General features: G+C 43.1%; 17 protein-coding genes. 10 read left to right on the forward strand and 7 right to left on the reverse strand.

Annotation, left to right across the window (positions count from 1 at the left end; all coding sequences use genetic code 11):
- Nucleotides 1-137: 137 nt before the first annotated feature.
- Nucleotides 138-1,076 (reverse strand): quinolinate synthase NadA, encoded by a 939-nt coding sequence (nadA, locus tag BLW31_RS09200; protein ID WP_010535920.1) that lies wholly within the window; start codon nucleotides 1,074-1,076, stop codon nucleotides 138-140.
- Nucleotides 1,077-1,568: 492 nt separating this feature from the next.
- On the opposite strand from nadA, the gene BLW31_RS09210 reads away from it, so the two are divergent.
- On the forward strand, nucleotides 1,569-2,096 hold the full coding sequence (locus tag BLW31_RS09210) for an RNA methyltransferase (protein WP_010535922.1): 528 nt from the start codon (nucleotides 1,569-1,571) through the stop codon (nucleotides 2,094-2,096).
- A 391-nt stretch (nucleotides 2,097-2,487) separates the two neighbouring features.
- Here the strand turns inward: BLW31_RS09210 and BLW31_RS09215 are convergent, their stop codons facing one another.
- On the reverse strand, nucleotides 2,488-3,063 hold the full coding sequence (locus tag BLW31_RS09215; protein WP_010535923.1) for a DUF4294 domain-containing protein: 576 nt from the start codon (nucleotides 3,061-3,063) through the stop codon (nucleotides 2,488-2,490).
- 145 nt (nucleotides 3,064-3,208) lie between these two features.
- Between BLW31_RS09215 and BLW31_RS09220 the strand changes: the two genes are divergently transcribed.
- The 3 genes from BLW31_RS09220 to BLW31_RS09230 all read left to right on the forward strand — a co-directional run bounded on the left by BLW31_RS09220 (nucleotide 3,209) and on the right by BLW31_RS09230 (nucleotide 10,287).
- Nucleotides 3,209-5,257, forward strand: coding sequence for a helix-hairpin-helix domain-containing protein (locus BLW31_RS09220; RefSeq protein ID WP_010535924.1), 2,049 nt, complete (start codon nucleotides 3,209-3,211; stop codon nucleotides 5,255-5,257).
- 80 nt (nucleotides 5,258-5,337) lie between these two features.
- On the forward strand, nucleotides 5,338-6,111 hold the full coding sequence (locus BLW31_RS09225) for a radical SAM protein (protein ID WP_010535925.1): 774 nt from the start codon (nucleotides 5,338-5,340) through the stop codon (nucleotides 6,109-6,111).
- Between the two features lie 291 nt (nucleotides 6,112-6,402).
- Nucleotides 6,403-10,287 (forward strand): TIM-barrel domain-containing protein, encoded by a 3,885-nt coding sequence (locus tag BLW31_RS09230; RefSeq protein ID WP_010535926.1) that lies wholly within the window; start codon nucleotides 6,403-6,405, stop codon nucleotides 10,285-10,287.
- Between the two features lie 238 nt (nucleotides 10,288-10,525).
- Here the strand turns inward: BLW31_RS09230 and BLW31_RS09235 are convergent, their stop codons facing one another.
- A complete protein-coding gene (locus tag BLW31_RS09235; RefSeq protein WP_010535927.1) occupies nucleotides 10,526-10,822 on the reverse strand; it encodes a hypothetical protein in 297 nt (98 codons plus the stop codon).
- Nucleotides 10,823-11,719: 897 nt separating this feature from the next.
- On the reverse strand, nucleotides 11,720-13,153 hold the full coding sequence (locus BLW31_RS09240) for a sialate O-acetylesterase (protein ID WP_010535928.1): 1,434 nt from the start codon (nucleotides 13,151-13,153) through the stop codon (nucleotides 11,720-11,722).
- Between the two features lie 261 nt (nucleotides 13,154-13,414).
- Between BLW31_RS09240 and BLW31_RS09245 the strand changes: the two genes are divergently transcribed.
- The gene (locus BLW31_RS09245; protein ID WP_010535929.1) at nucleotides 13,415-14,545 is read left to right on the forward strand and encodes an acyltransferase family protein; all 1,131 of its coding nucleotides are present in this window, start codon (nucleotides 13,415-13,417) and stop codon (nucleotides 14,543-14,545) included.
- Between the two features lie 251 nt (nucleotides 14,546-14,796).
- Here the strand turns inward: BLW31_RS09245 and BLW31_RS09250 are convergent, their stop codons facing one another.
- Nucleotides 14,797-16,476: a SulP family inorganic anion transporter gene (locus BLW31_RS09250; RefSeq protein WP_010535930.1), complete on the reverse strand. Its 1,680-nt coding sequence runs from the start codon at nucleotides 16,474-16,476 to the stop codon at nucleotides 14,797-14,799.
- A gap of 245 nt (nucleotides 16,477-16,721) precedes the next feature.
- Here BLW31_RS09250 and rbr point away from each other — a divergent pair, with 245 nt between their 5' ends.
- On the forward strand, nucleotides 16,722-17,300 hold the full coding sequence (rbr, locus tag BLW31_RS09255; RefSeq protein ID WP_010535931.1) for a rubrerythrin: 579 nt from the start codon (nucleotides 16,722-16,724) through the stop codon (nucleotides 17,298-17,300).
- Between the two features lie 81 nt (nucleotides 17,301-17,381).
- Here rbr and BLW31_RS09260 read toward each other — a convergent pair whose 3' ends face one another.
- Both BLW31_RS09260 and nadB read right to left on the reverse strand, forming a co-directional pair.
- Nucleotides 17,382-17,657 carry a DUF4884 domain-containing protein gene (locus BLW31_RS09260; RefSeq protein ID WP_029425154.1) on the reverse strand — a complete coding sequence of 92 codons (276 nt, stop codon included), beginning with the start codon at nucleotides 17,655-17,657 and terminating at the stop codon, nucleotides 17,382-17,384.
- A gap of 2 nt (nucleotides 17,658-17,659) precedes the next feature.
- Nucleotides 17,660-19,231, reverse strand: coding sequence for an L-aspartate oxidase (gene nadB / locus BLW31_RS09265; RefSeq protein ID WP_010535933.1), 1,572 nt, complete (start codon nucleotides 19,229-19,231; stop codon nucleotides 17,660-17,662).
- Nucleotides 19,232-19,337: 106 nt separating this feature from the next.
- Here nadB and BLW31_RS09270 point away from each other — a divergent pair, with 106 nt between their 5' ends.
- The 4 genes from BLW31_RS09270 to BLW31_RS09285 all read left to right on the forward strand — a co-directional run bounded on the left by BLW31_RS09270 (nucleotide 19,338) and on the right by BLW31_RS09285 (nucleotide 23,958).
- A complete protein-coding gene (locus BLW31_RS09270) occupies nucleotides 19,338-19,733 on the forward strand; it encodes a PH domain-containing protein (protein ID WP_010535934.1) in 396 nt (131 codons plus the stop codon).
- An 11-nt stretch (nucleotides 19,734-19,744) separates the two neighbouring features.
- Entirely contained in the window at nucleotides 19,745-21,088 is a 1,344-nt protein-coding gene (gene lpdA, locus BLW31_RS09275; protein WP_010535935.1) for a dihydrolipoyl dehydrogenase, read from the forward strand.
- Nucleotides 21,089-21,227: 139 nt separating this feature from the next.
- The gene (dacB, locus tag BLW31_RS09280) at nucleotides 21,228-22,628 is read left to right on the forward strand and encodes a D-alanyl-D-alanine carboxypeptidase/D-alanyl-D-alanine endopeptidase (RefSeq protein ID WP_022301305.1); all 1,401 of its coding nucleotides are present in this window, start codon (nucleotides 21,228-21,230) and stop codon (nucleotides 22,626-22,628) included.
- Between the two features lie 148 nt (nucleotides 22,629-22,776).
- On the forward strand, nucleotides 22,777-23,958 hold the full coding sequence (locus BLW31_RS09285; protein ID WP_010535937.1) for a hypothetical protein: 1,182 nt from the start codon (nucleotides 22,777-22,779) through the stop codon (nucleotides 23,956-23,958).
- The last annotated feature ends 10 nt before the right edge of the window (nucleotides 23,959-23,968 follow it).

Below are 23,968 nucleotides of genomic sequence, written 5' to 3' on the forward strand. Positions count from 1 at the left end.
TTAAATGAGATAATTACATCTCAAAGAACGGTACCATCTGATGCACGGAATGGTACACTTCAATACATTAAACGGTACCTTCCGACATACTGGATGGTACCGTTTGATGTATTGGAAGGTACCGTTTGTATATCCTATCATAATCCCAACTTTGCAGAAATCTCCAGCATCCGCTGAATAGGCTTTACCGCCTTCTCCGCTATCTCAGGATCAACGGTAATCTCCGGTGACTCATTCTTCAGACACTCATAGAGCTTCTCTAACGTATTCAACCGCATAAAGCTACACTCGTTACATCCGCAGGTACTATCGTTCGGCGGAGCAGGGATAAACGTTGTTTGGGGACACTTCTTCTGCATCTCATGCAAGATACCTGATTCGGTAGCCACAATATACGTATTTTCCGGATGGTTCACTGCATACTTCAGCAGTGCAGCTGTAGATCCTACCACATCTGCCAGTTTCAACACAGTACTTTTGCATTCGGGATGTGCCAGAACCAACGCTTCCGGATGCTGCGCTTTCAGTTCCACAATCTTTTCCACCGAGAACTGTTCGTGCACATGGCAGGCTCCGTCCCAAAGCAACATATTCCTGTTCGTAACTGAGTTGATATAATTTCCCAGATTCCGGTCCGGACCAAAGATTATTTTCTCATCTTCGGGGAAACTTTCCACGATCTGCCGTGCGTTGGTGGAAGTCACCACCACATCCGTTACCGCTTTCACAGCAGCTGTCGTGTTAACGTATGAAATAACGGTATGCCCCGGGTGCTCTTTGACAAACTGCGCAAACTGGTCCGCCGGACAACTGTCCGCCAACGAACACCCTGCTTCCATGTCAGGCACCAGTACTTTCTTATCCGGACAAAGCACTTTCGCCGTCTCACCCATAAAGTGAACGCCACACATCACAATGATGTCCGCCTCCGTCTTGGCAGCCAGCTGGGCCAACGCCAGACTGTCACCAACGTAATCAGCGATATCCTGTATTTCACCCTTCTGGTAGTAGTGCCCCAGAATGATTGCATTCTTTTCTTTCTTCAGCTCCTTAATAGCCTTTATGAGATTATTCATAATAATATTCTTTTATTTCTTCCTTTTAAAAAAAAATCCTTTGTTAGTGATGATAGCCTGTTAATAATGTTAGCAAATAAATACGATTTTCCTTGCCGGATAAGTTATTAGTCTATCCTTCTGTTTTATGAGTCCGTTATGAACGGATGTAAAGCAGAAGATTTACTATTTATTATCTTCATTATCAATGTAAGCCTTGTCAAATGGGAGAATACTATTAACTCCCTGTTGATAAAGTGCAAAGTTAAAAACTTTATGGATATAAACAGGCAGATAAGTGCTGAAAAATATGTTGATGGATGCATAGAAAGTTTAGGCTTAGTTTTTTGGAATGTTCATAAGGAGTGTCCCTTATACCTTCTTTTGAATAATGCAAGAATTATTTTTCAAATTCTTTCCCGATTGTTTTGACAGGTTTTAAACCGTTATCAACACCTCTGTTAACAGAAAAGAACTACCTTTGCAACCGAAATGTAATAGAAGGAAGAACGTATGCGAAAACTGAAAATAACAGAGCTGAACCGTATCAGTGCCGAAGAGTTTAAACAGGCAGAAAAACTGCCTCTGGTAGTAGTGTTGGATGATATTCGTAGCCTGCATAATATAGGTTCCGTGTTTCGTACCTCGGATGCTTTCCGTATCGAGTGTATCTATCTGTGTGGAATAACGGCTACTCCTCCCCACCCCGAAATGCATAAGACGGCTTTGGGCGCAGAGTTCACTGTTGACTGGGAGTATGTTAATAACGCTGTTGATGCTGTTGATAACCTCCGCAAAGAAGGATATATTGTCTATTCGATAGAACAGGCGGAAGGCAGCATTATGTTGGATCAACTCGAACTGGACAAGACGAAAAGATACGCTATCGTAATGGGAAATGAAGTGAAAGGGGTGCAACAGGAAGTGATTGATCATTCGGATGGCTGTATCGAGATTCCCCAATATGGTACCAAGCATTCTCTGAACGTGTCTGTAACAACGGGTATTGTCATCTGGGATTTGTTCAAAAAGCTGCGTTGACAGTATAAAATCAGTCGGTTAATAATTAGTTAATAAGTGGTTGATATCGTAGTTAACTTGCTATTAATCAATATTCTTTTTCTGTTCATAATTGTGTGGGACGATAAGAGAGTATTGTAGCAACCTACTCTTAGATGAGTCTGATTGATTCAGTGTTTATTAACCATCCTGTTTCAAGCTGTTATCAGATGGCATCACAGCTATTAATAGCTGACTTCTCAGCTGTTAATACTTGTCATGCAGTGTATTAACACCTGAGAAGTCAACTGTTAATACCCTGAAAGTCAGATAAAGCGGGGTAATTTTCCTATGGTGATAGTGGAATTAGATTTAATAGAAATATGATGGTTAATAAGGACGTTGATAACCTTATAACTTATAACAAGGTGAATCAGATTTGTCCGTTCTCTACCAGCAGCACGACTCTTTCCGTCAGTTTATCTTCTCCCAACGGATCATATTCCTTTTTCAGACTGGCACCGAACAGTGCAGCGAACGTCTGATAGAATCCTGCTTTGAAAGGTCCCATAAAGGCTTTCACCAGTTCATAACTGGTGGAATTACTTTGTCGGTCTATCAATTTAATCAAGAGTTTACCCTGTGCAAAAGAGAGTTTCTTCATCCGTGCGGTATATTGTTCTTTCAATCCTTTTTCCACACGTTTCAGATGTTTCTGACGTGCCTTCTCGTTGGGTAATGTCTGAAGATATTCGTAAGTTTCGATGATAGCCTGGTTAATTTCTTTGGAGATAGGATATACCTTCTTTACGTTACGTACCAGCCGATAGTATTCCAGACGTTCTTTTTCATTCTTGAATTTAAGTGGGCGGAAGATATAAACAGTTCTTAACTGGATACATGGAATGGTATCTCCGTTGTAGATACACATAGGAACCAGGTATCCGTTGATGCTTTGCTTGTCCTGTGCCTGTATCTTCGATGAACAGACCATAGCAAACGCCATCATTATTACTATGTTAAGCCTCCTTTTCACATTACAAAAATAGAATTAAAATTTTATTATTCAGATATTTCTTTTAGACGTTAACCTATTTAAAGTATCTTTGCGCCCTTGTCTGTAAAAACGTAAGGTACAAACAAATAATTTATTAATGAAAACTACTCAACTATTTCGGTTGATAAGTATTATAAACAGCCTGTTCATTATTCCTGCTTGTAGTGCTCAAAACCCTTCTCAAAGTATTATAGAAGATATTTTTGAAGATTTATCTGTTAATAATAGTGTTGATAATGCTGTTAATGAACCCAACTGGGAGAATGAATTGGAAGAACTGTCCGTCCGTCTTCACGAACCTGTAGATTTAAACCGGGCTACCCGTCAACAACTGGAACAATTTCCTTTTCTCAGTGATATTCAGATTGAACATCTGCTGGCCTATATATATGTGCACGGGCAAATGGAGACCCTTTATGAACTTCAGTTAATAGAGGATATGGACAGGCAGACCATTCAGTATCTATTGCCTTTCGTATGTATCAAAGCTATTAACAATGAGTCGCCTTTTCGGTGGAAAACTATGTTGAAAAGCGCTATGAAGTATGGGAAGAATGAAGTTCTAACTCGCATAGATATACCGTTTTACAAGCGGAAAGGTTATGAACATACCTATTTGGGACCTTCTGTTTATAACTCTGTTAAGTATGCTTTCCGTTATCGCGACCAGCTCTATGCAGGTCTCGTTGCGGAGAAGGATGCCGGAGAACCTTTCTTTGCTCTGCACAATCGTCAAGGGTATGATTATTATTCTTTTTATCTCTTACTCAAAGATTGTGGGCGGTTAAAAACATTGTCTGTTGGTAACTATCGGTTAAGTTTCGGACAGGGGCTGGTGATTAGCACGGATTACTTACTGGGAAAGACCGTATATGCCTCTTCTTTCAACACCCGCAGCGGAGGAATCAAGAAACATTCTTCTACTGACGAAACTAATTATTTTCGGGGAGCGGTGGCAACTGTAAGCATTACAAAACAATGGAGTGTATCCGGCTTTTACTCACACCGTTCGCTGGACGGTGTGCTGACCGATGGCGAAATAACTTCTATCTACAAAACCGGACTACACCGCAGTCAGAAAGAAGCCGATAAGAAGAATCTATTCACCATGCAGCTGACCGGTGGAAACGTAAGTTATCAACAAAACCGTATCCGTCTGGGTATCACCGGAATTTACTATGTTTTCAACCGACCTTATGAACCGCAATTAACAGGTTATTCCCAATACAACATTCATGGAAATCAGTTCTACAATTTGGGGATAGACTATGCCTGTCGCTGGCATCGTTTTTCTTTTCAAGGAGAGACGGCTATGGGAAAACAAGGCAGTGCTACTTTGAACCGTCTTCAGTATTCACCGGTGGAAGGAACTCAGTTGATGATCGTACAACGATACTATTCATATAATTATTGGGCTATGTTCGCCCATTCTTTTGGGGAAGGAAGTACGGTTCAGAATGAACAGGGGTATTATCTGGGATTGGAAACCTCTCCTTTTCGGCACTGGCACTTCTTTGCTTCCTTCGATCTGTTTTCTTTCCCGTGGAAGAAATACCGGATCAGCCAGCCTTCCCATGGCGTAGACGGATTGTTTCAGGCTACGTTTACTCCGCACAGTCATCTGACGATGTACTTAAAATATCGATATAAACAGAAAGAACGTGACTTGACAGATAGCAAAGAAAAACTAACGCTTCCTATTTTTCATCACCAACTCCGATATCGTTTGAACTATTTTGGGGGAGATGTGTTTAGCAGTCGTACAACTTTAGATTACAACCATTTTCATTCTCAAGACAGGGCTGCTAGTAAAGGATATCAAGTTACACAAATGATATCCTCCCAACTGCCTTGGACCAGGCTGTTTGCTGACGTTCAAGGCAGTTATTTTTCTACAGACGATTATGACTCGCGTGTTTATGTATCAGAGAAAGGATTGCTTTATACATTTTACACTCCGTCCTTCCAGGGGCGTGGATTCCGTTGTGCCGTCCGTCTGAGATATGAACTGAATGAACATTGGATGTTGATAACTAAGTTCGGAGAAACGATCTATCTCGACCGGAATGAAATAGGTTCCGGCAACGATTTAATACAGGGAAATAAAAAAGCAGACGTACAAATGCAACTTCGTATTAAGTTTTGAAGTATCTTTGCCCTGCATAGGAGAATATCTGAATAGTGTACATTTAATTGTTAATACTAAATCGTCAAATCGTAAATAAAATGACTATTATTTTTCCTTCCCCCATTTTCGGCCCTGTTCATTCCCGCCGTTTGGGCGTATCTTTGGGAATCAACTTATTGCCGGAAGATGGTAAAGTTTGCTCGTTCGACTGCATTTATTGTGAATGTGGCTTCAATGCCGACCATCGTCCGAAAAAACATCTGCCTGCTCGTGAAGAAGTACGTACCGCTCTCGAAGAAAAGCTGAAAGATATGCAGCAGAACGGTCCTGCTCCCGATGTTCTGACATTTGCCGGAAACGGTGAACCGACTGCTCACCCTCATTTTCCGGAAATCATAGAAGATACACTGGCACTTCGGGATCATTATTTTCCGAAAGCAAAAGTAAGTGTATTGAGTAATTCCACATTTATCGACCGCCCTGCCGTATTCGATGCACTGAACAAGATAGATAACAATATCCTGAAACTGGATACGGTAAACGAAGAATATATTCATCTCCTCGATCGTCCCAATGGAAAATATTCCGTAAGGAAGATTATCGAAAAGATGAAAGAATTCAAGGGCAACTGTATTATTCAGACCATGTTTCTGAAAGGAAGTTATCTGGGAAAAGATATGAATAACACATCCGATGAGTTTGTACTTCCTTGGCTGGAAGCAGTCAAAGAGATTGCCCCGAGGCAAGTAATGATCTATACGATTGACCGGGAAACTCCCGACCATGATCTGCAGAAAGCCACTCACGAAGAGCTGGACCGGATTGTGGATCTGATAAAAGAAACGGGAATTCCGGCAACGGCATCCTATTGACAATTTAACCTGAGAATCATTTTTTAACACGCCTAACAACTAATATTATGAAACACACGAATTTAGTCTTTTATCTTGGCAGGTATTTCCTGAATGCCTGTCACCTTGTTACCCGAATAAAGTGCCATGCTATTGCCCTCCACTTATCCTGATGGGATTTGTGAATAAATAATAATAAAACAGCTCCCGTTTTAGGGTAACTGGAAGATAAAGTGTATTTATCACCGAACGAGTAATATTTTATAATCTGATATTAACAATCTTAATGTCTAATACTTAATAAATAGAATCATGAAAAAAGAAACCCCCTTCTATTTGCGACATTTCAGGCATATTGCCGTTTTACTATTTTTATCTTTGTTTTCCTTTTTATCTATACAAGCATCCGTAACTTCGGATCAGAGTGACGTTTCTTCGGCAGCCGTCCGGCAGGAACAGACATCGGGCATTCTCCGTGCGGAGAAAATAAATCCGACGACGGTTGATGTATTGTTCTCAAACCGGCAACGGATGACTATCGACTTTTACGGAGAAAATATTTTCCGTGTCTTTCAGGACAATTCCGGCGGTGTCATTCGTGATCCCGAGGCAAAGCCGGAAGCACAGATACTTGTCGACCAGCCCCGGCGCAAAGTTTCCGGACTGACGGTGGAAGAGAAAGGAGGAGATATCACCCTGACTACCGCCAGAGTACGGATTGAATTGAATAAGCAGACCGGACTGATGAAAGTCTTTAATCTGTTGACAAATAAATGCGTCATCGAAGAAGTCGCTCCGGTAGCATTCGGTCCTAAAGAAGTGACCGTGACATTGAAAGAGAATCCCGAAGAATACTTCTATGGAGGTGGTGTGCAAAACGGACGCTTCTCTCATAAAGGCAAAGTCATTGCCATCGAAAACCAGAATAGCTGGACAGATGGCGGAGTGGCCTCTCCTACTCCTTTCTACTGGTCCACCAATGGCTACGGAATGATGTGGTACACTTTCAAAAAAGGCGGGTACGACTTTGGAGCAACAGAAAAAAACAAAGTGAAACTATCTCACAATTCTTCTTACCTTGATATTTTTTATATGGTCAACGACGGAGCCGTTTCCTTGTTGAATGATTTCTATCAGTTGACGGGGAACCCCGTTCTGTTGCCCAAATTCGGTTTTTACGAAGGACATCTCAACGCCTACAATCGTGACTACTGGAAGGAAGACGAAAAAGGAATTCTCTTTGAAGACGGAAAGCGTTATAAGGAAAGCCAGAAAGATAATGGCGGTATCAAAGAGTCTCTGAACGGCGAAAAGAACAATTACCAATTTTCGGCACGTGCTGTGATCGACCGTTACAAGAATCAGGATATGCCTCTCGGATGGTTACTTCCGAATGACGGTTACGGAGCCGGATACGGACAGACGGAAACACTGGACGGCAATATTGCCAATCTGAAAAGTCTCGGAGATTATGCCCGCAAAAACGGTGTGGAAATAGGGCTCTGGACACAGTCGGACTTGCATCCGAAAGAAGGTGTAAGTGCCTTGTTGCAGCGTGATATCGTGAAAGAAGTCCGTGATGCCGGCGTGCGTGTACTGAAAACTGACGTGGCATGGGTAGGAGCCGGTTATTCCTTCGGATTGAATGGAGTGGCGGACGTAGGACATATTATGCCTTATTATGGCAGTGATGCCCGTCCATTTATCATCTCTCTGGATGGCTGGGCAGGCACGCAACGCTATGCCGGAATCTGGTCGGGCGACCAGACAGGCGGTGTCTGGGAATATATCCGTTTCCACATCCCGACCTATATCGGTTCCGGTCTGTCCGGCCAGCCGAACATTTGTTCGGATATGGACGGTATCTTCGGTGGAAAAAACGAAGTAGTCAATATACGTGATTTCCAATGGAAAACATTTACTCCTATGCAGTTGAATATGGATGGCTGGGGAGCCAACGAAAAGTACCCCCATGCTTTAGGCGAACCGGCTACATCCATTAACCGCATGTATCTGAAACTGAAATCCGAACTGATGCCTTACGCTTATAGCTTTGCCAAGGAAGCGGTAGACGGAATGCCGCTGATCCGTGCCATGTTCCTGGACTATCCGAATCCGTATACTTATGGTACGGCTACCTGTTACCAGTATATGTACGGTACGGATTTTCTCGTAGCACCTGTCTATCAGGCAACCAAAGCCGATAAGGAAGGCAATGATATCCGTAACGGCATCTATCTGCCCGAAGGTACATGGATTGATTATTTCACCGGTGAGAAATACGAAGGCAACTGTATCCTCAACAATTTTGAAACACCTATTTGGAAGTTGCCTGTATTTGTAAAAAGCGGAGCGATTATTCCCATGACTCATCCCAATAATAATGTCAGCGAGATAGATCCCTCCCTCCGTATCTACGAACTTTACCCGAACCGACACATGGCAACCGTGGAATACGATGACGATGGTGTGACCGAAGCCTACAAACGCGAACAGTCAGTTTCCACTATCATCGAGTCCAACGTAGATAAAAAGAACCGCCTTACCGTTACCATTCACCCGACTGCCGGAAACTTTGACGGCTTTGTGAAAGAAAAAAGGACGGAACTGCGTATCAACGTCACAGAGAAACCGAAGAAACTTTCTGCCCGGATCAATAACAAGACGGTAAAACTGACAGAAGTAAACACCCCCGAAGATTATCGTAAAGGTGAGAATGTGTACTGGTATGAAGCTGCCCCTGACTTGAATAAGTTTGCAACCAAAGGCAGCGAATTTGAAAAAGTAGTCATCACAAAGAATCCGCTGGTGCATGCTAAATTAGCGTCTGTCGATGTGACCGCCAATCAGGTGGTACTGAACATGGAAGGTTTCCGCTTCGAACCGGCTGACCGCCATCGTGTATCGACAGGGGTGCTGACTGCCCCGCAGAATTTCCGTATAACGGAAGAAAATAGAGAAGCATATACCTTGAAACCTACTTGGGACAAACTGGCTAATGCTGATTTCTACGAAATCGAGTTTAACGGAATGCTTTATACTACCATACGTGATACGGAATTGCTGTTTGAAGATCTGGAAGCGGATACCCCCTATTCTTTCAAACTCCGTGCAGTCAATAAAGACGGCGTTTCCGACTGGGCGGAACTCCAGGTGAAGACAAAGACGAACCCGTTGGAATTTGCTATTCAGGGCATTGAAGGAGAATCAACGGCAGCTGCACAAGGCGGAGCCGGTGTGAACCGCTTGTTCGACTTTGCAGAATCCGGAGATAACTGGCACACGAAGTATAATGTAAGTGCAGTTCCGTTCGATTTGATTATCGACCTCAAAACGGTTAACCAACTGGATAAATTCCATTATCTGCCACGTACGGATGCCGGAAACGGTATACTGCTGAAAGGTTCCGTATCTTACAGCATGGACAAGGAACACTGGACGGAAGCCGGAGCATTCGACTGGAAGCGGGATGCTGACGTGAAAGTCTTTGAGTTTACCGCTCATCCTACGGCACGTTACATCAAACTCAGCATTACGGCAGGTGTAGGCAATTATGGTTCCGGTCGTGAGCTGTATGTATTCAAAGTACCGGGAACGGCAAGTTATCTGCAAGGAGACATCAACAATGATGGCAAGATCGACCGCAACGACCTGATTTCGTATATGAACTACACGGGCCTGCGTCGCGGAGATTCGGACTTCGAAGGATACATCAGCAAGGGAGACATCAACCTGAATGACTTGATAGATGCCTATGACATTTCTGTCGTGGCCACTCAACTTGACGGTGGTGTCGACAGGAAAGCTACGGAGAAAGTATCGGGTTCTCTGTCCATCAGTACTCCGAAGAAGCTGTATCAAAAGGACGAAATCGTTGAAATCCGTGTGAAAGGCAATGAGCTGAAGTCGGTGAATGCCCTTAGTTTTGCTCTGCCTTACGACCAGAATGACTATGAATTTGTAGGTGTGGAACCGTTGAACATGAAAGCCATGGAGAACCTGACTTACGACCGATTGCATACGAATGGCGTGAAATCTCTCTATCCTACTTTCGTCAATATGGGAAAACAGGAATCACTCGAAGGTTCGGAAGATTTGTTCATACTGAAACTGAAAGCGAAACGGAAAGTGAAGTTTGAACTGACTTTGAAAGACGGAATGCTGGTTGATAAGCGACTGAGGATGCATTCATTTTAAAATGTGCTTCATGTAAAGCATTGATATATAAAATAAAAAGAGGATGCCTGTGGGGAAACTGTGGGCATCCTCTTTGAGAGACAGACGGGAAGGAGTACTTTCACAAGCAGTCCTTCAGTCTGCTACCTCCACATATTTAATCTGGTTAGGATTATTGAATGGTCTCTTTTATTAATAAATGTATTGAACATCTCTTCTTGGGGGAGTGAGCATCATCTATTCTCTTGGATAATAATCTTTATTCAATTGCACGCAAACTGATTAGTTCCAGCCATTTATTCATACTCAGGTCAATACCTCCTTTGGCTAAATATTGAATAGCTTTTTTATAATGCGGGTTGTCTTGTTCTCCAAATAAATTGTTACTTAGTTCCCCAAGATTATAATAAAGACGTGCCATCTGCATATAGTCCAGCATGGTATAATTTTCATCGACAGCTCCGTCAACCAAACGGTTCAACAGGTTATAAGCAATTCCTTTTTCTTCTTCCGATAATTCGGAGAGTGGAGACTGAAGGAGTTTAGTGGATTGCATTAACCGAATAATGTCCTTTTTGAAATCTGATTGCATGTTTTGTCAGGTTGCCGCATCAGTTTCCTGTTGGTGCGTGATTTATAAAAAAGAGGACGTGGAAACTATCTACTTATGCCACCATAGGTATCCACTACGACCCTTCCACGACATAAGTGATAGTCCCACGCCCAATTTGGTATATAACAAAGTTTATATACAATTGTGCGCGAGACCCGTCACTCATTGTCACTCGTGGATAAAATTAGTGGATTCTATGGTGAGTGCAATAAATAACCGTTCTCAATACAAAATTTAAAAGCTTTCTTTCTACAAGCGAAAGTAAGCATGTGACAAAAGTAGTAATAAATATTTGTAAAGCAAATAATATTGTTTTATAATTTGGGTGTAATAATAAAGAGAAATGATAGTCGGTGTCATTCAATTAATTGATTCTCATTTCAATTTTACTGCAATAGCGGGCAAAACTTTATGGTTCATTGAGCGAAATCATGAGGACGATTTACTTGTTTCTTCCGTATGAATTAATGATTTCTCCTTATCTATTTAGTCATTTCTTCTTCATCTATTCATGTGATGCACTTGTGTAACTGTCGTGTTGCAGAAGTGTAATCAATCAGTTGCACAAGTCTGTCTGAATGATTGCTTAAGTAAAAATAGATACTATCCAGGAATAAGTAATTAATGTGCTGATATCTTGTTTGTTACAGGAAAAGTGCAGTTTTCTCATAGAGAAAGATAAAAACGTCCTATAGTTTTTTGTGAACTTCTCTTAAAAAAGAGGACTTTTGAGGGATAAATAATTGATTAGTAGCTCTGTGACATTTTTGTTTTTCCCTGTATAATACTTAAGATAAAGACAAAAATGTCACAGGTTATTGGAGGCGTTCCGGAGAGTTCTTATTTTACATCATCCCATGTATCCGTCCGGAATGGGAAAGCAGCTATACCCAACGTATTACGTAAGGTGATATGGTCAACATAATTGCGGAAAGCATATCGAACGGCTACCGGTTGGGTAACTTGGTCACTCCATACCTCTACGTTTCTTGTGCGGCCTGCAATTCGTGCTTTTGCCGGATAAAACTTCTTATCGGCTCCTGCAATCTCAAAACCTTCCAATTCACAGTTGCCCGGTGCAAGTCCGTAGGGAGCATTGTCAAGTGTAACAATGGCTTTATTGCCGGAATATTCTACCTTTGTCATCATCGGTCCGGTAGATGGTAATTTATGGAGACCGTATGTTTTGGTCAGTGCGAGATTAGCCAATCGAAGTCCTACTACGTTTTTCTGAGGAGGATGAATGCAGAACTCGTCGCCGACATCTATTGTAGGAATCATTCCGGAGTTGGGAATAGTCTTCAATGCTTTCATTTGTGCTTCCTGCAATAAGGCGGAATTTATGTTCCGGCTGTTTCCGTATTTGTGCGGGGCAATCTGGACATAATAAAAAGGCATATCCGGTGCTTCCCATACATTTCTCCAGAGCTGAACCATTGCTGTCATCATCGGGGCGTAGAGCTGATAGTTGAATATATTCGATTCTCCTTGATACCAAAGGAAACCACGTGCTGTATAGTTTTTCACGGGCAATAACATAATATTATACAGGCATTGTAGCCGGCTGTTCGTATCCAGTTTGGGATTTTTGGCAGCTTCTATGTTTGCACCTTCCACAGAAGCCAGCGTTTCTTCCGTCATCCATGCCTCAATCCGTGAACCTCCCCAGCTATTGATGACCAGTCCTACAGGGAGATGGAGCGTTTCAGTCAATTGTTTGGCGAAGAAGTAACCCGCGGCACTACAATCCATCGTTGTTTCGGGCGAAGAAACTTCCCATTTTGCTCCTTCGAAGTCTGCCCGTTCTTTCACTCCTTTTGTTCTGGGAACGGTGATAAAACGGATACGGTCGCGATAGTTGCCTGCATTCAGAAGGGTTTCTAACGAATGGTCGATAGGTTGCCCCATATTTCCTTTCATAGTCATTTCCATATTGGACTGACCGGAGCATATCCATACTTCCCCTATTAATATATCTGATAGAGTGGTGCGAGTGCCGTCACTGATCGTGATGGAATAAGGCGTGTAACTCCCGGCAGGAGTGTCGACCTTGACCAGCCAGGCCCCGTCCTTGTCTGGTGTTACCTTGTAAGTCCGGTTGTTCCAGGAAGTGGTGACAGTCACTTTTTTACCGTCTGCCCATCCCCATAGTTTGACAGAACTGTTTTGTTGGAGTACCATGTGATCTCCCATCATGACAGGAAGCCTCACTTTGCCTTGTGCAAGTGAAAAGAATAAAAGAGAAAGTGTAAAAATCAGGAAATGTTTTTTCATACTATTGTTTCATTAATTAGAATTTGATAAATACTTTATTTAGGTATGGGACAAAATTACAATCTAATTTGAATATGGAATAATACTATTTAGTCATTCTCTGACAGATTTTGGTCGATTTATTCAAATCTTGCTTTTCTTCCACTGATTCAATTTCCTTCCCCATAGGCTTGCCGGAGAAAGAAGTTTTGAATACATTTGTATTAAGATGCGTTACAGTCCATGTTTCCTGGGATACTAATTGAATAATATATTAATACTATGAGTAAAAAATCAGAGAATAACACATCCAGACTTGCTTCTCTGGATATTCTTCGCGGTTTTGATTTATTTCTTCTTGTCTTTTTTCAGCCGGTGTTTGCAGCATTGGTGCGACAGTTGAATCTGCCATTTCTCAATGATATCCTTTATCAGTTTGACCATGAAGTGTGGGAAGGGTTCCGTTTCTGGGACCTTGTGATGCCGTTGTTCCTGTTTATGACGGGAGCTTCGATGCCGTTTTCACTGTCTAAGTACATCGGGACTTCCGGCAGTTACCGGCCTGTCTACCGGAGGATTCTGAAACGGGTATTTCTGCTGTTTGTATTTGGGATGATCGTTCAGGGAAATCTGCTGGGACTGGATGGCAAGCATATTTATCTCTATTCAAACACCTTGCAGTCTATTGCTGTCGGCTATCTTATTGCGGCAGTCATCCAGTTGCATTTTTCGTTCAAGTGGCAGATAGGAATAACCTTGTTGTTGCTTTTCGTGTACTGGATTCCTATGACATTTTTGGGTGACTTTACACCGGCGGGAAACTTTGCGGAGCAGGTAGACAGATGGGTATTGGGTCGCTTCAGAGATGGTGTCTATTGGAATGAAGACGGAACCTGGAACTTTTCACCCTATTACAATTACACATGGATATGGAGCAGCCTGACATTCGGAGTGACTGTCATGCTCGGAGCCTTTGCCGGAAAAATAATGAAAGAAGGAAAGGCGGACCGTAAAAGGGTGGTGCAGGTATTGTCGGTCGTTGGAGTGCTTCTGATAGGGCTGGCGATGCTCTGGAGTTTGCAGATGCCCGTCATCAAACGTTTGTGGACAGGTAGCATGACGTTGCTGTCCGGTGGTTATTGCTTTTTGCTGATGGCCCTGTTTTATTACTGGATTGACTATAAAGGACACAGCCGTGGGCTGAACTGGCTGAAAATATACGGCATGAACTCTATCACGGCTTACCTGCTGGGTGAAGTGGTAAACTTCCGTTGTATAGCTGATTCGGTTAGCTACGGGCTGAAACAATATATAGGAGATTATTATCCCGTATGGCTCACGTTTGCTAATTATCTGATTCTTTTCTTCCTGTTGAGAATGATGTATAAACGTGGTCTGTTTTTAAAAGTCTGATGAGGTAATGGGTACACAAAAAAGACAGCTGGGTGTCGGGTTGCATTAGCGGATAAATCGGGCGAATGCATTTTTATGGAATAGAATTTTAGTATATTCTCATTCCGGGATGTATTAGTAGAGAAGGTCCGTCTAATAAACGAACCTGACTGTGCAGCTTATAACTTGACACCCCCTCAAATAAAAAGAGCCATCTAACCCGGTCATCAGGTGTAAAATGGCTCTTTCTTTATTTTATCATCTGTCGTTTTTTACTGCATCACTTCTTTGGCTCTGTCCAGTGCTACATAGATATTCGGACAAATGTTCTCTTTTCCCAGCAATTCATAGAATCCTGATTTTTCCAGTACTTTGTGTACCTTTTCATTGACTCCGGAAAGGATGACGGTCGTCTTTTCCCTCTTTGACATTTCGCATAGCGTAGTCAGGTTGTGGATACCGGTAGAATCGATGAACGGTATTTTACGCATACGGATGATACGCACATCCGGGCGGTCGCCCAGTTGCGACATGGTTTCTTCAAACTTTGTGGCGATGCCGAAGAAATAAGGCCCGTTGATTTCATACACTTCCACCCCTTTGGGGATGATGATGTTCTCTTCATTCACGGCAATATCCGATTCCTTGTTCGGGTCGATTTCGTCTGTGATTACGGAGATTTCTGTAGTCTCCATGACACGTTTCATGAAGAGGACACAGGCAATGATCAATCCTATTTCGATGGCGACTGTCAAATCGAAGATAACGGTAAGGAAGAAAGTGATCAGCAATACGGTAACATCCGATTTTGGATTTTTCAGTAATGCCTTGAAGACTCTCCATCCGCTCATATTATAAGATACAATCACCAGTACTCCGGCCAGACATGCCATCGGAATGTATTGAGCCAGCGGCATCAGGAACAGAAGAATCAGCAACAGTACTACTGCATGGATAATTCCGGCAATGGGAGTTTTACCTCCGTTGTTGATGTTGGTCATTGTGCGGGCAATCGCTCCGGTAGCGGGAATACCTCCGAACAAAGGAGCTACGATGTTGGCGGCTCCCTGTGCGATAAGTTCCGTGTTGGAGTCGTGGCGGTCGCCGATCACACCGTCCGCTACGGTGGCGGATAACAAAGATTCGATAGCTCCCAGCACAGCGATGGTAATAGCTACCGGAAACAATTCTCTGATAGCTTCCCAGTTGAGGGCAGGCACTACAGCATCGGGCAACTCCGACTTGATAGTAAACCGGTCACCGATAGTCTGGATGCAGTCGATTCCGCCATAGGTCTTCATCAGATAAACGGCAAGTGTCACCACTACAATGGCGATCAGCGAACCGGGAATTTTTTTGGAGAACCGGGGAGTAATCGCTATAATAATGATACTGACAATGCTGACAATTGTATTCCACCAGTTTATTGTGTCGAAATGGTGGAAATAAATCATCCATTTCCCGATAAAATCCCCCGGTACCTTTTCACCTCCGAAGGACAATCCGAAGATATCGGCGATCTGCGTAGTGAAAATAGTAACGGCGATACCACTGGTGAAACCGACAATGATGGGATACGGAATAAACTTGATGACCGCTCCGAGTTTGAATACACCTAACAGTATCAGGATGATACCTGCCATAAGTGTAGCTACAATCAGTCCGGCTTCACCATATTGCTGGATGATGCCGTAGATGATAACGATAAAAGCTCCTGTCGGTCCGCCGATCTGGACCTTGCTTCCTCCCATCAGAGAGATGATGAATCCGGCAATGATAGCGGTGATAATACCTTTTTCGGGCGATACTCCCGAAGCAATACCGAAGGCAATAGCTAACGGAAGTGCCACGATACCGACGATGACACCTGCCATCAGGTCTGCCATAAACGTTTCTTTCGAATAATTCTTTAAACAAGAAACCAATTTGGGTTTAAATTCAAATAACTTCATTTCTGTGAATTGTTACATGTGCTTTTGCTATTTTGTAAAGTAGAGGTTGCAAAATTACATAAAATAATCGAGATAAGTATGTTTAGCAACATGCTATTTGATTGTTGATAGGTTTTGTCTATGAGTTGATAGTTTTTATTCATTAAGAAAAGGAGACTTATTACGAACAAATCTCTTATATTTGCGTTATAAGTAGTACGACAAGTTACGTTTGGTAATAACCAATTTTAAAATATAATAGAATTATGACTAAGAGTATCAAAGGAACCCAGACAGAGAAAAATCTGTTGACTTCATTCGCGGGAGAATCACAGGCAAGAATGCGTTACACTTATTTTGCAAGTGTTGCAAAGAAGGAAGGTTACGAACAAATTTCAGCAATCTTCACAGAAACAGCTGATCAGGAAAAGGAACACGCAAAACGTATGTTCAAGTTCCTGGAAGGTGGCATGGTTGAAATTACTGCCAGCTATCCGGCTGGTGTGATCGGCAATACACTCGAAAATCTTCGCGCTGCCGCTGCCGGCGAACACGAAGAATGGTCACTGGATTACCCTCACTTCGCAGATGTAGCAGAACAGGAAGGTTTCCCGATGATTGCTGCTATGTATCGTAATATCTCAATCGCTGAGAAAGGTCATGAAGAAAGATATCTGGCTTTCGTGAACAACATCGAAAATATGACTGTATTCGCTAAAGAAGGCGAAGTAGTATGGCAGTGCCGTAACTGCGGTTATATCGAAATCGGTAAGGAAGCTCCTGAAGTTTGCCCGGCATGTCTGCATCCGCAAGCATATTTCGAAGTGAAGAAAGAAAACTATTAATAGAAGCGTTTATTAGATAAAAAAATGCCACTTGCGGAAATTCTGCAAGCGGCATTTTTTTTATGGTTAGAAACTTGTCTTTTATCTGACAGTATCTTCTTTGTGGAACGTTACAGTCCTTTCAGCCGTAGAATCGTTTTTGATGCTGGTCACATCGCCTTTTGTCGTAAAGTATACATCGTTTCCCCTATCCGTAAAGCGATAGACTTTGACTCCGTCATGCTCGAACAGATAACTGATTTTGTAAGTTTCATTATTTTCCGCTTTTCCTTGTTTCAAAGGAATACTGGGAGGATAGCAGGAAGATATCCCTGCCATAATGATTAAAAGAATAAATAGTTTAGTTAGTGTTTTCACGATTACTTTTTTGCATGTGGATAATCAATCGTATAATGTAATCCGCGGCTTTCTTTGCGTTCCATTGCCTGGCGCATAATCAGATAGCCAACATTGACCATATTACGCAATTCGCAGATCTCTCTGGAAGCTACGCTGCGTTTGAACAAACTTTCAGTCTCTTCGTAGATAATATCCAGTCGGTCCCAGGCACGCTTCAGACGAAGATCACTGCGGACAATACCTACGTAGGTACTCATAATCTGGTTGACTTCTTTCATGCTTTGTGTGATCAGGACCATTTCTTCCGGTGAGCGTGTTCCCTCATCGTTCCATTCGGGGATAGCTTCGTTGTAAGCATACTGGTCTACCACTTCCAGGCTATGTTTGGCGGCGGCATCGGCATATACGACAGCTTCGATCAGTGAGTTGGAAGCCAGACGGTTGCCGCCGTGAAGTCCGGTGCAAGAGCATTCTCCCACGGCATAAAGGCGTTCGATGGAAGATTGCCCGTTCAGGTCTACGAGGATACCGCCGCAAAGATAATGGGCAGCCGGAGCTACCGGGATATAGTCCTTGGTGATGTCGATACCCAGGCTGAGGCATTTCTCGTAGATATTGGGGAAATGTTTCTTTGTTTCTTCCGGGTCTTTGTGGGTAACGTCCAGATAGACGTGGTCGTCTCCCCGGTTTTTCATTTCGTTGTCGATGGCACGGGCGACGATATCACGCGGGGCAAGTGAAAGACGTGGATCATATTTCTGCATGAATTCTTTGCCGTCCATTGTACGGAGTACACCACCGTAGCCGCGCATTGCTTCCGTAATCAGGAAAGAAGGGCGGTCGCCCGGATGATAGAGGGCGGTAGGGTGAAATTGTACGAACTCCATGTCCTTTACCGTGCCTTTGGCGCGATAGACCATGGCGATACCGTCTCCGGTAGCGACCAGCGGGTTGGTGGTTGTTTTATAAACGGCCCCTACTCCACCGGTGGCCATTAAAGTCACTTTGGCGAGGTATGTATCTACTTTTCCGGTTTTCGGGTCGAGGATGTAAGCACCGTAACATTTGATGTCCGGTGTCTGGCGGGTAACGGTCACTCCCAAGTGATGCTGTGTCAGGATTTCAACGGCAAACTGGTTCTCAATCACTTCGATGTTCGGATGCCGCTGTACGGCTTTGATCAGGCTGTCCTGAATTTCTGCTCCCGTATTATCTTTATGGTGAAGAATGCGGAATTCGGAATGCCCTCCTTCGCGGTGCAAGTCAAATTCGCCTTTCTCGTTTTTGTCGAAGTCTACCCCCCACTTGATAAGTTCTTCAATTTGCGCAGGCGCTTCGCGCACTACTTTTTCTACTGCTTCACGGTCACTGATCCAGTCTCCTGCAATCATCGTGTCTTCAATGTGTTTGTCGAAATTATCTACCAGAAGGTTGGTGACAGACGCCACCCCTCCTTGGGCGAAGTACGTATTGGCTTCTTCCAGCCCGCTTTTACAGATAAGAGCAACTTTACCTTTGTGCGCTACTTTGAGCGCAAAACTCATACCGGCAATTCCGGAGCCGATAACGAGGAAATCGAATTTTCTTACCATAGTTTTGTTATTTCTCACCGCAAAGCTACAAAATAAGTTACTTCGTTGTTCTTTTCGTTGTCACTAATTCATAAAATTGCTACCTTGCAGGCAAAAAATTGACAAAATGAATCGAATTTTTCATGCCCGCATTGCCTGGTACCACTATTTTCTGTTGCTGGTGCTTACTGTAAATGCCGTCGGCGCTTTGTGGTGTAAATATATCTTGCCGGCAGTGCTGTTGATGCTTCTGCTTATTGTAGTGATCGAACAGATTATTCATACGGTTTATACCGTGTCTGCCGATGGCAATCTGGAGATATCTATGGGACGGTTTATCCGTAAAAAAGTAATCCCCATTGCCGAAATTACCGCTATCAGGAAGTATCATTCCATGAAGTTCGGAAAGTTTTCGGTGACGAACTATGTGTTGATAGAGTATGGAAACGGGAAGTTTGCCTCGGTAATGCCTGTCAAGGAACATGAATTTGTGGAGTTGATTAAAAAGAAAATGGAACAATAAATTCTATATCTATGAAATACCAAGTTATTATCATCGGTGGCGGTCCCGCAGGATATACAGCTGCCGAAACTGCCGGTAAAGCCGGTTTGAGCGTATTGCTGATCGAGAAAAACAGTCTGGGCGGTGTCTGCCTGAATGAAGGATGTATCCCGACAAAAACATTGTTGTATTCGGCCAAGACTTATGACAGTGCGCGGCATGCCTCGAAATATGCGGTGAATGTTTCCGAAGTTTCCTTCGATTTGCCTAAAATCATTGCCCGTAAAAGCAAAGTAGTGCGCAAGTTGGTATTGGGTGTCAAAGCGAAGCTGACTTCCAATAATGTAACGATGGTGACGGGAGAGGCACAGATCATAGATAAGAACACTGTTCGCTGCGGTGAAGAAACCTATGAAACGGAAAATCTGATACTGTGTACGGGTTCCGAAACTTTTATCCCTCCTGTTCCCGGTGTGGAAACGGTGAATTACTGGACACATCGGGATGCGCTGGATAGTAAGGAACTGCCTGCTTCTCTGGTTATTGTCGGTGGTGGAGTAATCGGTATGGAATTTGCGTCATTCTTTAATAGCCTGGGTGTGCAAGTGACGGTGGTAGAGATGATGGATGAGATTCTGGGGGGAATGGATAAAGAACTGTCCGGCCTGCTCCGTGCCGATTATGCGAAGCGGGGTGTTAAGTTTTTGCTCAGCACTAAAGTTGTCGCTTTATCACAGACGGAAGAAGGTGCGGTGGTTTCGTATGAGAATTCGGAAGGAAATGGTAGTGTTACGGCAGAGAAACTATTGATGAGCGTCGGACGTCGTCCCGTGACAAAAGGTTTCGGACTTGAAAATCTGAATCCGGATAAAACCGGGCGTGGTGCTATCAGGGTCAATGAGAAGATGCAGACTTCATTGCCCGGTGTCTATGTTTGCGGTGATCTGACAGGGTTCTCTTTGCTGGCTCATACAGCTGTTCGTGAAGCGGAAGTGGCTGTGCATACTATTCTGGGTAAAGAAGACGCTATGAGTTATCGCGCTATTCCGGGAGTGGTCTATACAAATCCGGAAATTGCCGGAGTCGGTGAGACGGAAGAATCGGCCTCATCAAAAGGCATTACTTATCAGGTAGTGAAACTTCCGATGGCTTATTCCGGTCGTTTCGTTGCAGAGAATGAAGGAGTGAACGGGGTTTGCAAGGTACTGCTGGACGAACAGGAACGGGTGATTGGTGCACACGTACTGGGTAATCCTGCTTCGGAGATTATCACACTTGCCGGAACAGCTATCGAGCTTGGGCTGACTGCTGCCGCATGGAAAAAGATCGTTTTCCCTCATCCTACGGTAGGGGAGATTTTCAGGGAAGCGTTATAATGGTTGCATCGGTTTTGCCGCAAGTTATCAGGCACGGGGGGATTCTTCATTATGTGCTGATAGCTCCTGACGGCAAAAGCCAGGGCATATAGGGGTGGTTATGGAAAAGGACCACCTTTATTGCCATAAATTGTTTAGCATGAAGAAAAGTCTTTTATTAGCTGTTTTGTCAGTATGCCTTCTTCCCTTGTGGGGACAGGCAAATCTTTCCCAAATAGATTCTCTGGTTCGGAAAATGCTTCCCGAAGCGTCCGAAGTCGGCATATCCGTATATGACCTGACGGCAAAGAAATCCCTCTATACCTATCATGATACGAAACTTTCCCGTCCGGCTTCTACCATGAAGTTGCTGACTGCTGTTACGGCGCTCTCCCGTTCCGACGCGGACAATCCTTTCTGTACGGAAGTATGGTATGATGGCGTGATAGAACATGACACGTTGCAGGGCAACCTGTACGTTGTCGGCGGATTCGATCCGGAATTTGATAGTCTGATGATGGATTCATTGATAGAAGAAGTAATCACCTTCCCTTTTTCGGTCATCAGCGGACAGGTATATGGTGATGTTTCGATGAAAGACTCTCTTTATTGGGGACATGGATGGGCATGGGATGATACTCCGGAGGCTTATCAGCCTTATTTATCTCCATTGATGTTCTGTAAGGGTGCTGTAGAGGTGACGGTAGTTCCCGGTTCCCAGCAAGGAGATACGGCGAGTATATCCTGCAAGCCGGCATCTTCTTATTATACAATGACGAATCGGACCAAGACACGTACTCCTTCTGCCGGAAAGTATTCGTTATCGAGAGATTGGCTGACTAACGGGAATAATCTGACCGTAACAGGGAATGTTTCTACGTTTAGGAAGGATCTGGTAAACGTCTATGATTCAGGAAGTTTCTTTATGCATGCCTTTCTGGAACGTCTCCGTGCGAAAGGAATCGTAGTCCCCGAATCGTATGGTTTTACTGAATTACCGGCGGATGGAGTTGAACAAATGGCTCGTTGGGAGACTCCGGTACAGAAAGTGCTGAACCAGTTGATGAAGGAAAGTGATAATCTGAATGCGGAAGCGATGCTTTGCCGTATTGCGTCACAAGCCACCGGAAAGAAACATGTGACGGCGGAAGATGGTATTGTCGAAATTATGAAGCTGATCCGTAAACTTGGACACGATCCGAAGGACTATAAGATTGCGGACGGTTGCGGACTGTCTAATTATAATTACCTCTCTCCCGCCCTGTTGGTCGATTTCTTGAAATATGCTTATTCGCAAACAGATGTTTTTCAGAAACTGTATAAGTCTCTTCCTGTTGCCGGGATAGATGGAACGTTGAAAAACAGAATGAAGAATACTTCCGCATTCAGAAATGTCCATGCAAAGACCGGCTCATTTACTGCTATCAACGCGCTTGCCGGATATCTGAAGATGAAGAACGGACATGAAGTGGCTTTTGCTATTATGAATCAGAATGTGCTTTCGGCAGCTAAGGCAAGGGCTTTTCAGGATAAGGTTTGCGAGGTCATTATCGGGCGTTAATTCCGGTGAATGAAAAAGGCTGTTGATAGAAAAAGTGAATACCTGCTTAAAATAATGCTCTTTTATTTGAACGTTTGCTTTATTGGCGTGTATGCTTTGTCAGAACGGTTCTAATTAAGCAATGTTGAATTAAATAAAAGAGTAAACAATGAAAGCTATCAAATATCTGTTACTTATTATGCTGTGTTTTTACGGCGAACAGATTTATTCTCAAAAAAAAGCGGTCTGGGTGCCAGACTCTATTGCGTCTCAAATTTCTGTGATTCAGAATCAGGCCCGCGAGTGGAAACAGCACACCGATGAAAATCCAAAAGATGAGAAAGCATGGATGCGCTATGTACGAACGATCCAAACACTCAAATCGCTTACTCCCGGCGATAGCATCGAAAAGGAAATCAATGAAATGATGGTCAAAGTGAAGAAATACATACCTAATACTGCTACTTATGCTTTGATACAAAATATGATTTTGCCTTTTAGTAAAAGTGATATGAGTTTCGATGAAATCATGGATAAGTGGCCTGATGCTGTTATGCATTATCCTACTTATATGGCTCTGTCCTTTCATAATAAGAATAGGTTGAAGGATGTTTCTATCCGATGGTATCAATCAGGTACGTACCCTCTCCAGTCTTTGAATTATACCTATAATGAATTGATTTCTGCAGAAAAAGATGCGTTAATATTTACTGATGCTAATTGGACGTTGTTTGCAAGTTATCTGCTTCAATATGGAAAGGGATTGTTTAACGATAAGAAAGTGATCTTCTCTGCTTTGATGCTTACTCCGTTCTCAATGAATGAGCTGACAGAGGAACTGGGCATACCGGAATTCAAAGATGCTGATCCGGAGTTTTATAAAAGTAAAACTCCAACAATGACATTTGCCAATGAAATGAAAAAACGCATAGAACATATTGCCAAATATACCAAACGTCCCATTTATATCTCTGTTTCAACCAACGAAGCTGTGAAGAATTTATTGAAAGACCATTTATATGGTGAAGGGCTATTAATGAGATATTCTTCCAAACCTTATGATAATCTGGCTGTCATGCGTCGTAATTTCGAGAATACCTATTTATTGGATTACTTATATGAAACGTTTTATCCGGAGACACTGACAGATGTTTGTCTTGATCTTAAAGGAGTAAAAATGCTTAGCATCTATTATGTACCGGCTTTCAAATCTCTTCTTCAGTTTTATAAGGAGTCTGGTGATGTGACTCATTATGATAAGCTTTATTCTTTGCTGGAATCTATCGTTAAGAAAGCAGATTATTATAGTGATGAAGTGCGTGAGCGTTATCTGAAAAGTATTAATTTCTAAACTATCCCCA

This window comes from Bacteroides faecis MAJ27, from assembly GCF_900106755.1.
Lineage (GTDB): Bacteria > Bacteroidota > Bacteroidia > Bacteroidales > Bacteroidaceae > Bacteroides > Bacteroides faecis.

What these genes read in the sequence shown, in the direction of transcription:
- BLW31_RS09230 (WP_010535926.1), top strand. Translation starts at nt 6,403, where the DNA reads ATGAAAAAAGAAACCCCCTTCTATTTGCGACATTTCAGGCATATTGCC.
- nadB (WP_010535933.1), bottom strand. Translation starts at nt 19,231, where the DNA reads ATGGTAAGAAAATTCGATTTCCTCGTTATCGGCTCCGGAATTGCCGGT.
- BLW31_RS09245 (WP_010535929.1), top strand. Translation starts at nt 13,415, where the DNA reads ATGAGTAAAAAATCAGAGAATAACACATCCAGACTTGCTTCTCTGGAT.
- rbr (WP_010535931.1), top strand. Translation starts at nt 16,722, where the DNA reads ATGACTAAGAGTATCAAAGGAACCCAGACAGAGAAAAATCTGTTGACT.
- BLW31_RS09220 (WP_010535924.1), top strand. Translation starts at nt 3,209, where the DNA reads ATGAAAACTACTCAACTATTTCGGTTGATAAGTATTATAAACAGCCTG.
- BLW31_RS09225 (WP_010535925.1), top strand. Translation starts at nt 5,338, where the DNA reads ATGACTATTATTTTTCCTTCCCCCATTTTCGGCCCTGTTCATTCCCGC.
- dacB (WP_022301305.1), top strand. Translation starts at nt 21,228, where the DNA reads ATGAAGAAAAGTCTTTTATTAGCTGTTTTGTCAGTATGCCTTCTTCCC.
- BLW31_RS09250 (WP_010535930.1), bottom strand. Translation starts at nt 16,476, where the DNA reads ATGAAGTTATTTGAATTTAAACCCAAATTGGTTTCTTGTTTAAAGAAT.
- BLW31_RS09240 (WP_010535928.1), bottom strand. Translation starts at nt 13,153, where the DNA reads ATGAAAAAACATTTCCTGATTTTTACACTTTCTCTTTTATTCTTTTCA.
- BLW31_RS09285 (WP_010535937.1), top strand. Translation starts at nt 22,777, where the DNA reads ATGAAAGCTATCAAATATCTGTTACTTATTATGCTGTGTTTTTACGGC.
- lpdA (WP_010535935.1), top strand. Translation starts at nt 19,745, where the DNA reads ATGAAATACCAAGTTATTATCATCGGTGGCGGTCCCGCAGGATATACA.
- BLW31_RS09235 (WP_010535927.1), bottom strand. Translation starts at nt 10,822, where the DNA reads ATGCAATCCACTAAACTCCTTCAGTCTCCACTCTCCGAATTATCGGAA.
- nadA (WP_010535920.1), bottom strand. Translation starts at nt 1,076, where the DNA reads ATGAATAATCTCATAAAGGCTATTAAGGAGCTGAAGAAAGAAAAGAAT.
- BLW31_RS09215 (WP_010535923.1), bottom strand. Translation starts at nt 3,063, where the DNA reads ATGATGGCGTTTGCTATGGTCTGTTCATCGAAGATACAGGCACAGGAC.
- BLW31_RS09210 (WP_010535922.1), top strand. Translation starts at nt 1,569, where the DNA reads ATGCGAAAACTGAAAATAACAGAGCTGAACCGTATCAGTGCCGAAGAG.
- BLW31_RS09270 (WP_010535934.1), top strand. Translation starts at nt 19,338, where the DNA reads ATGAATCGAATTTTTCATGCCCGCATTGCCTGGTACCACTATTTTCTG.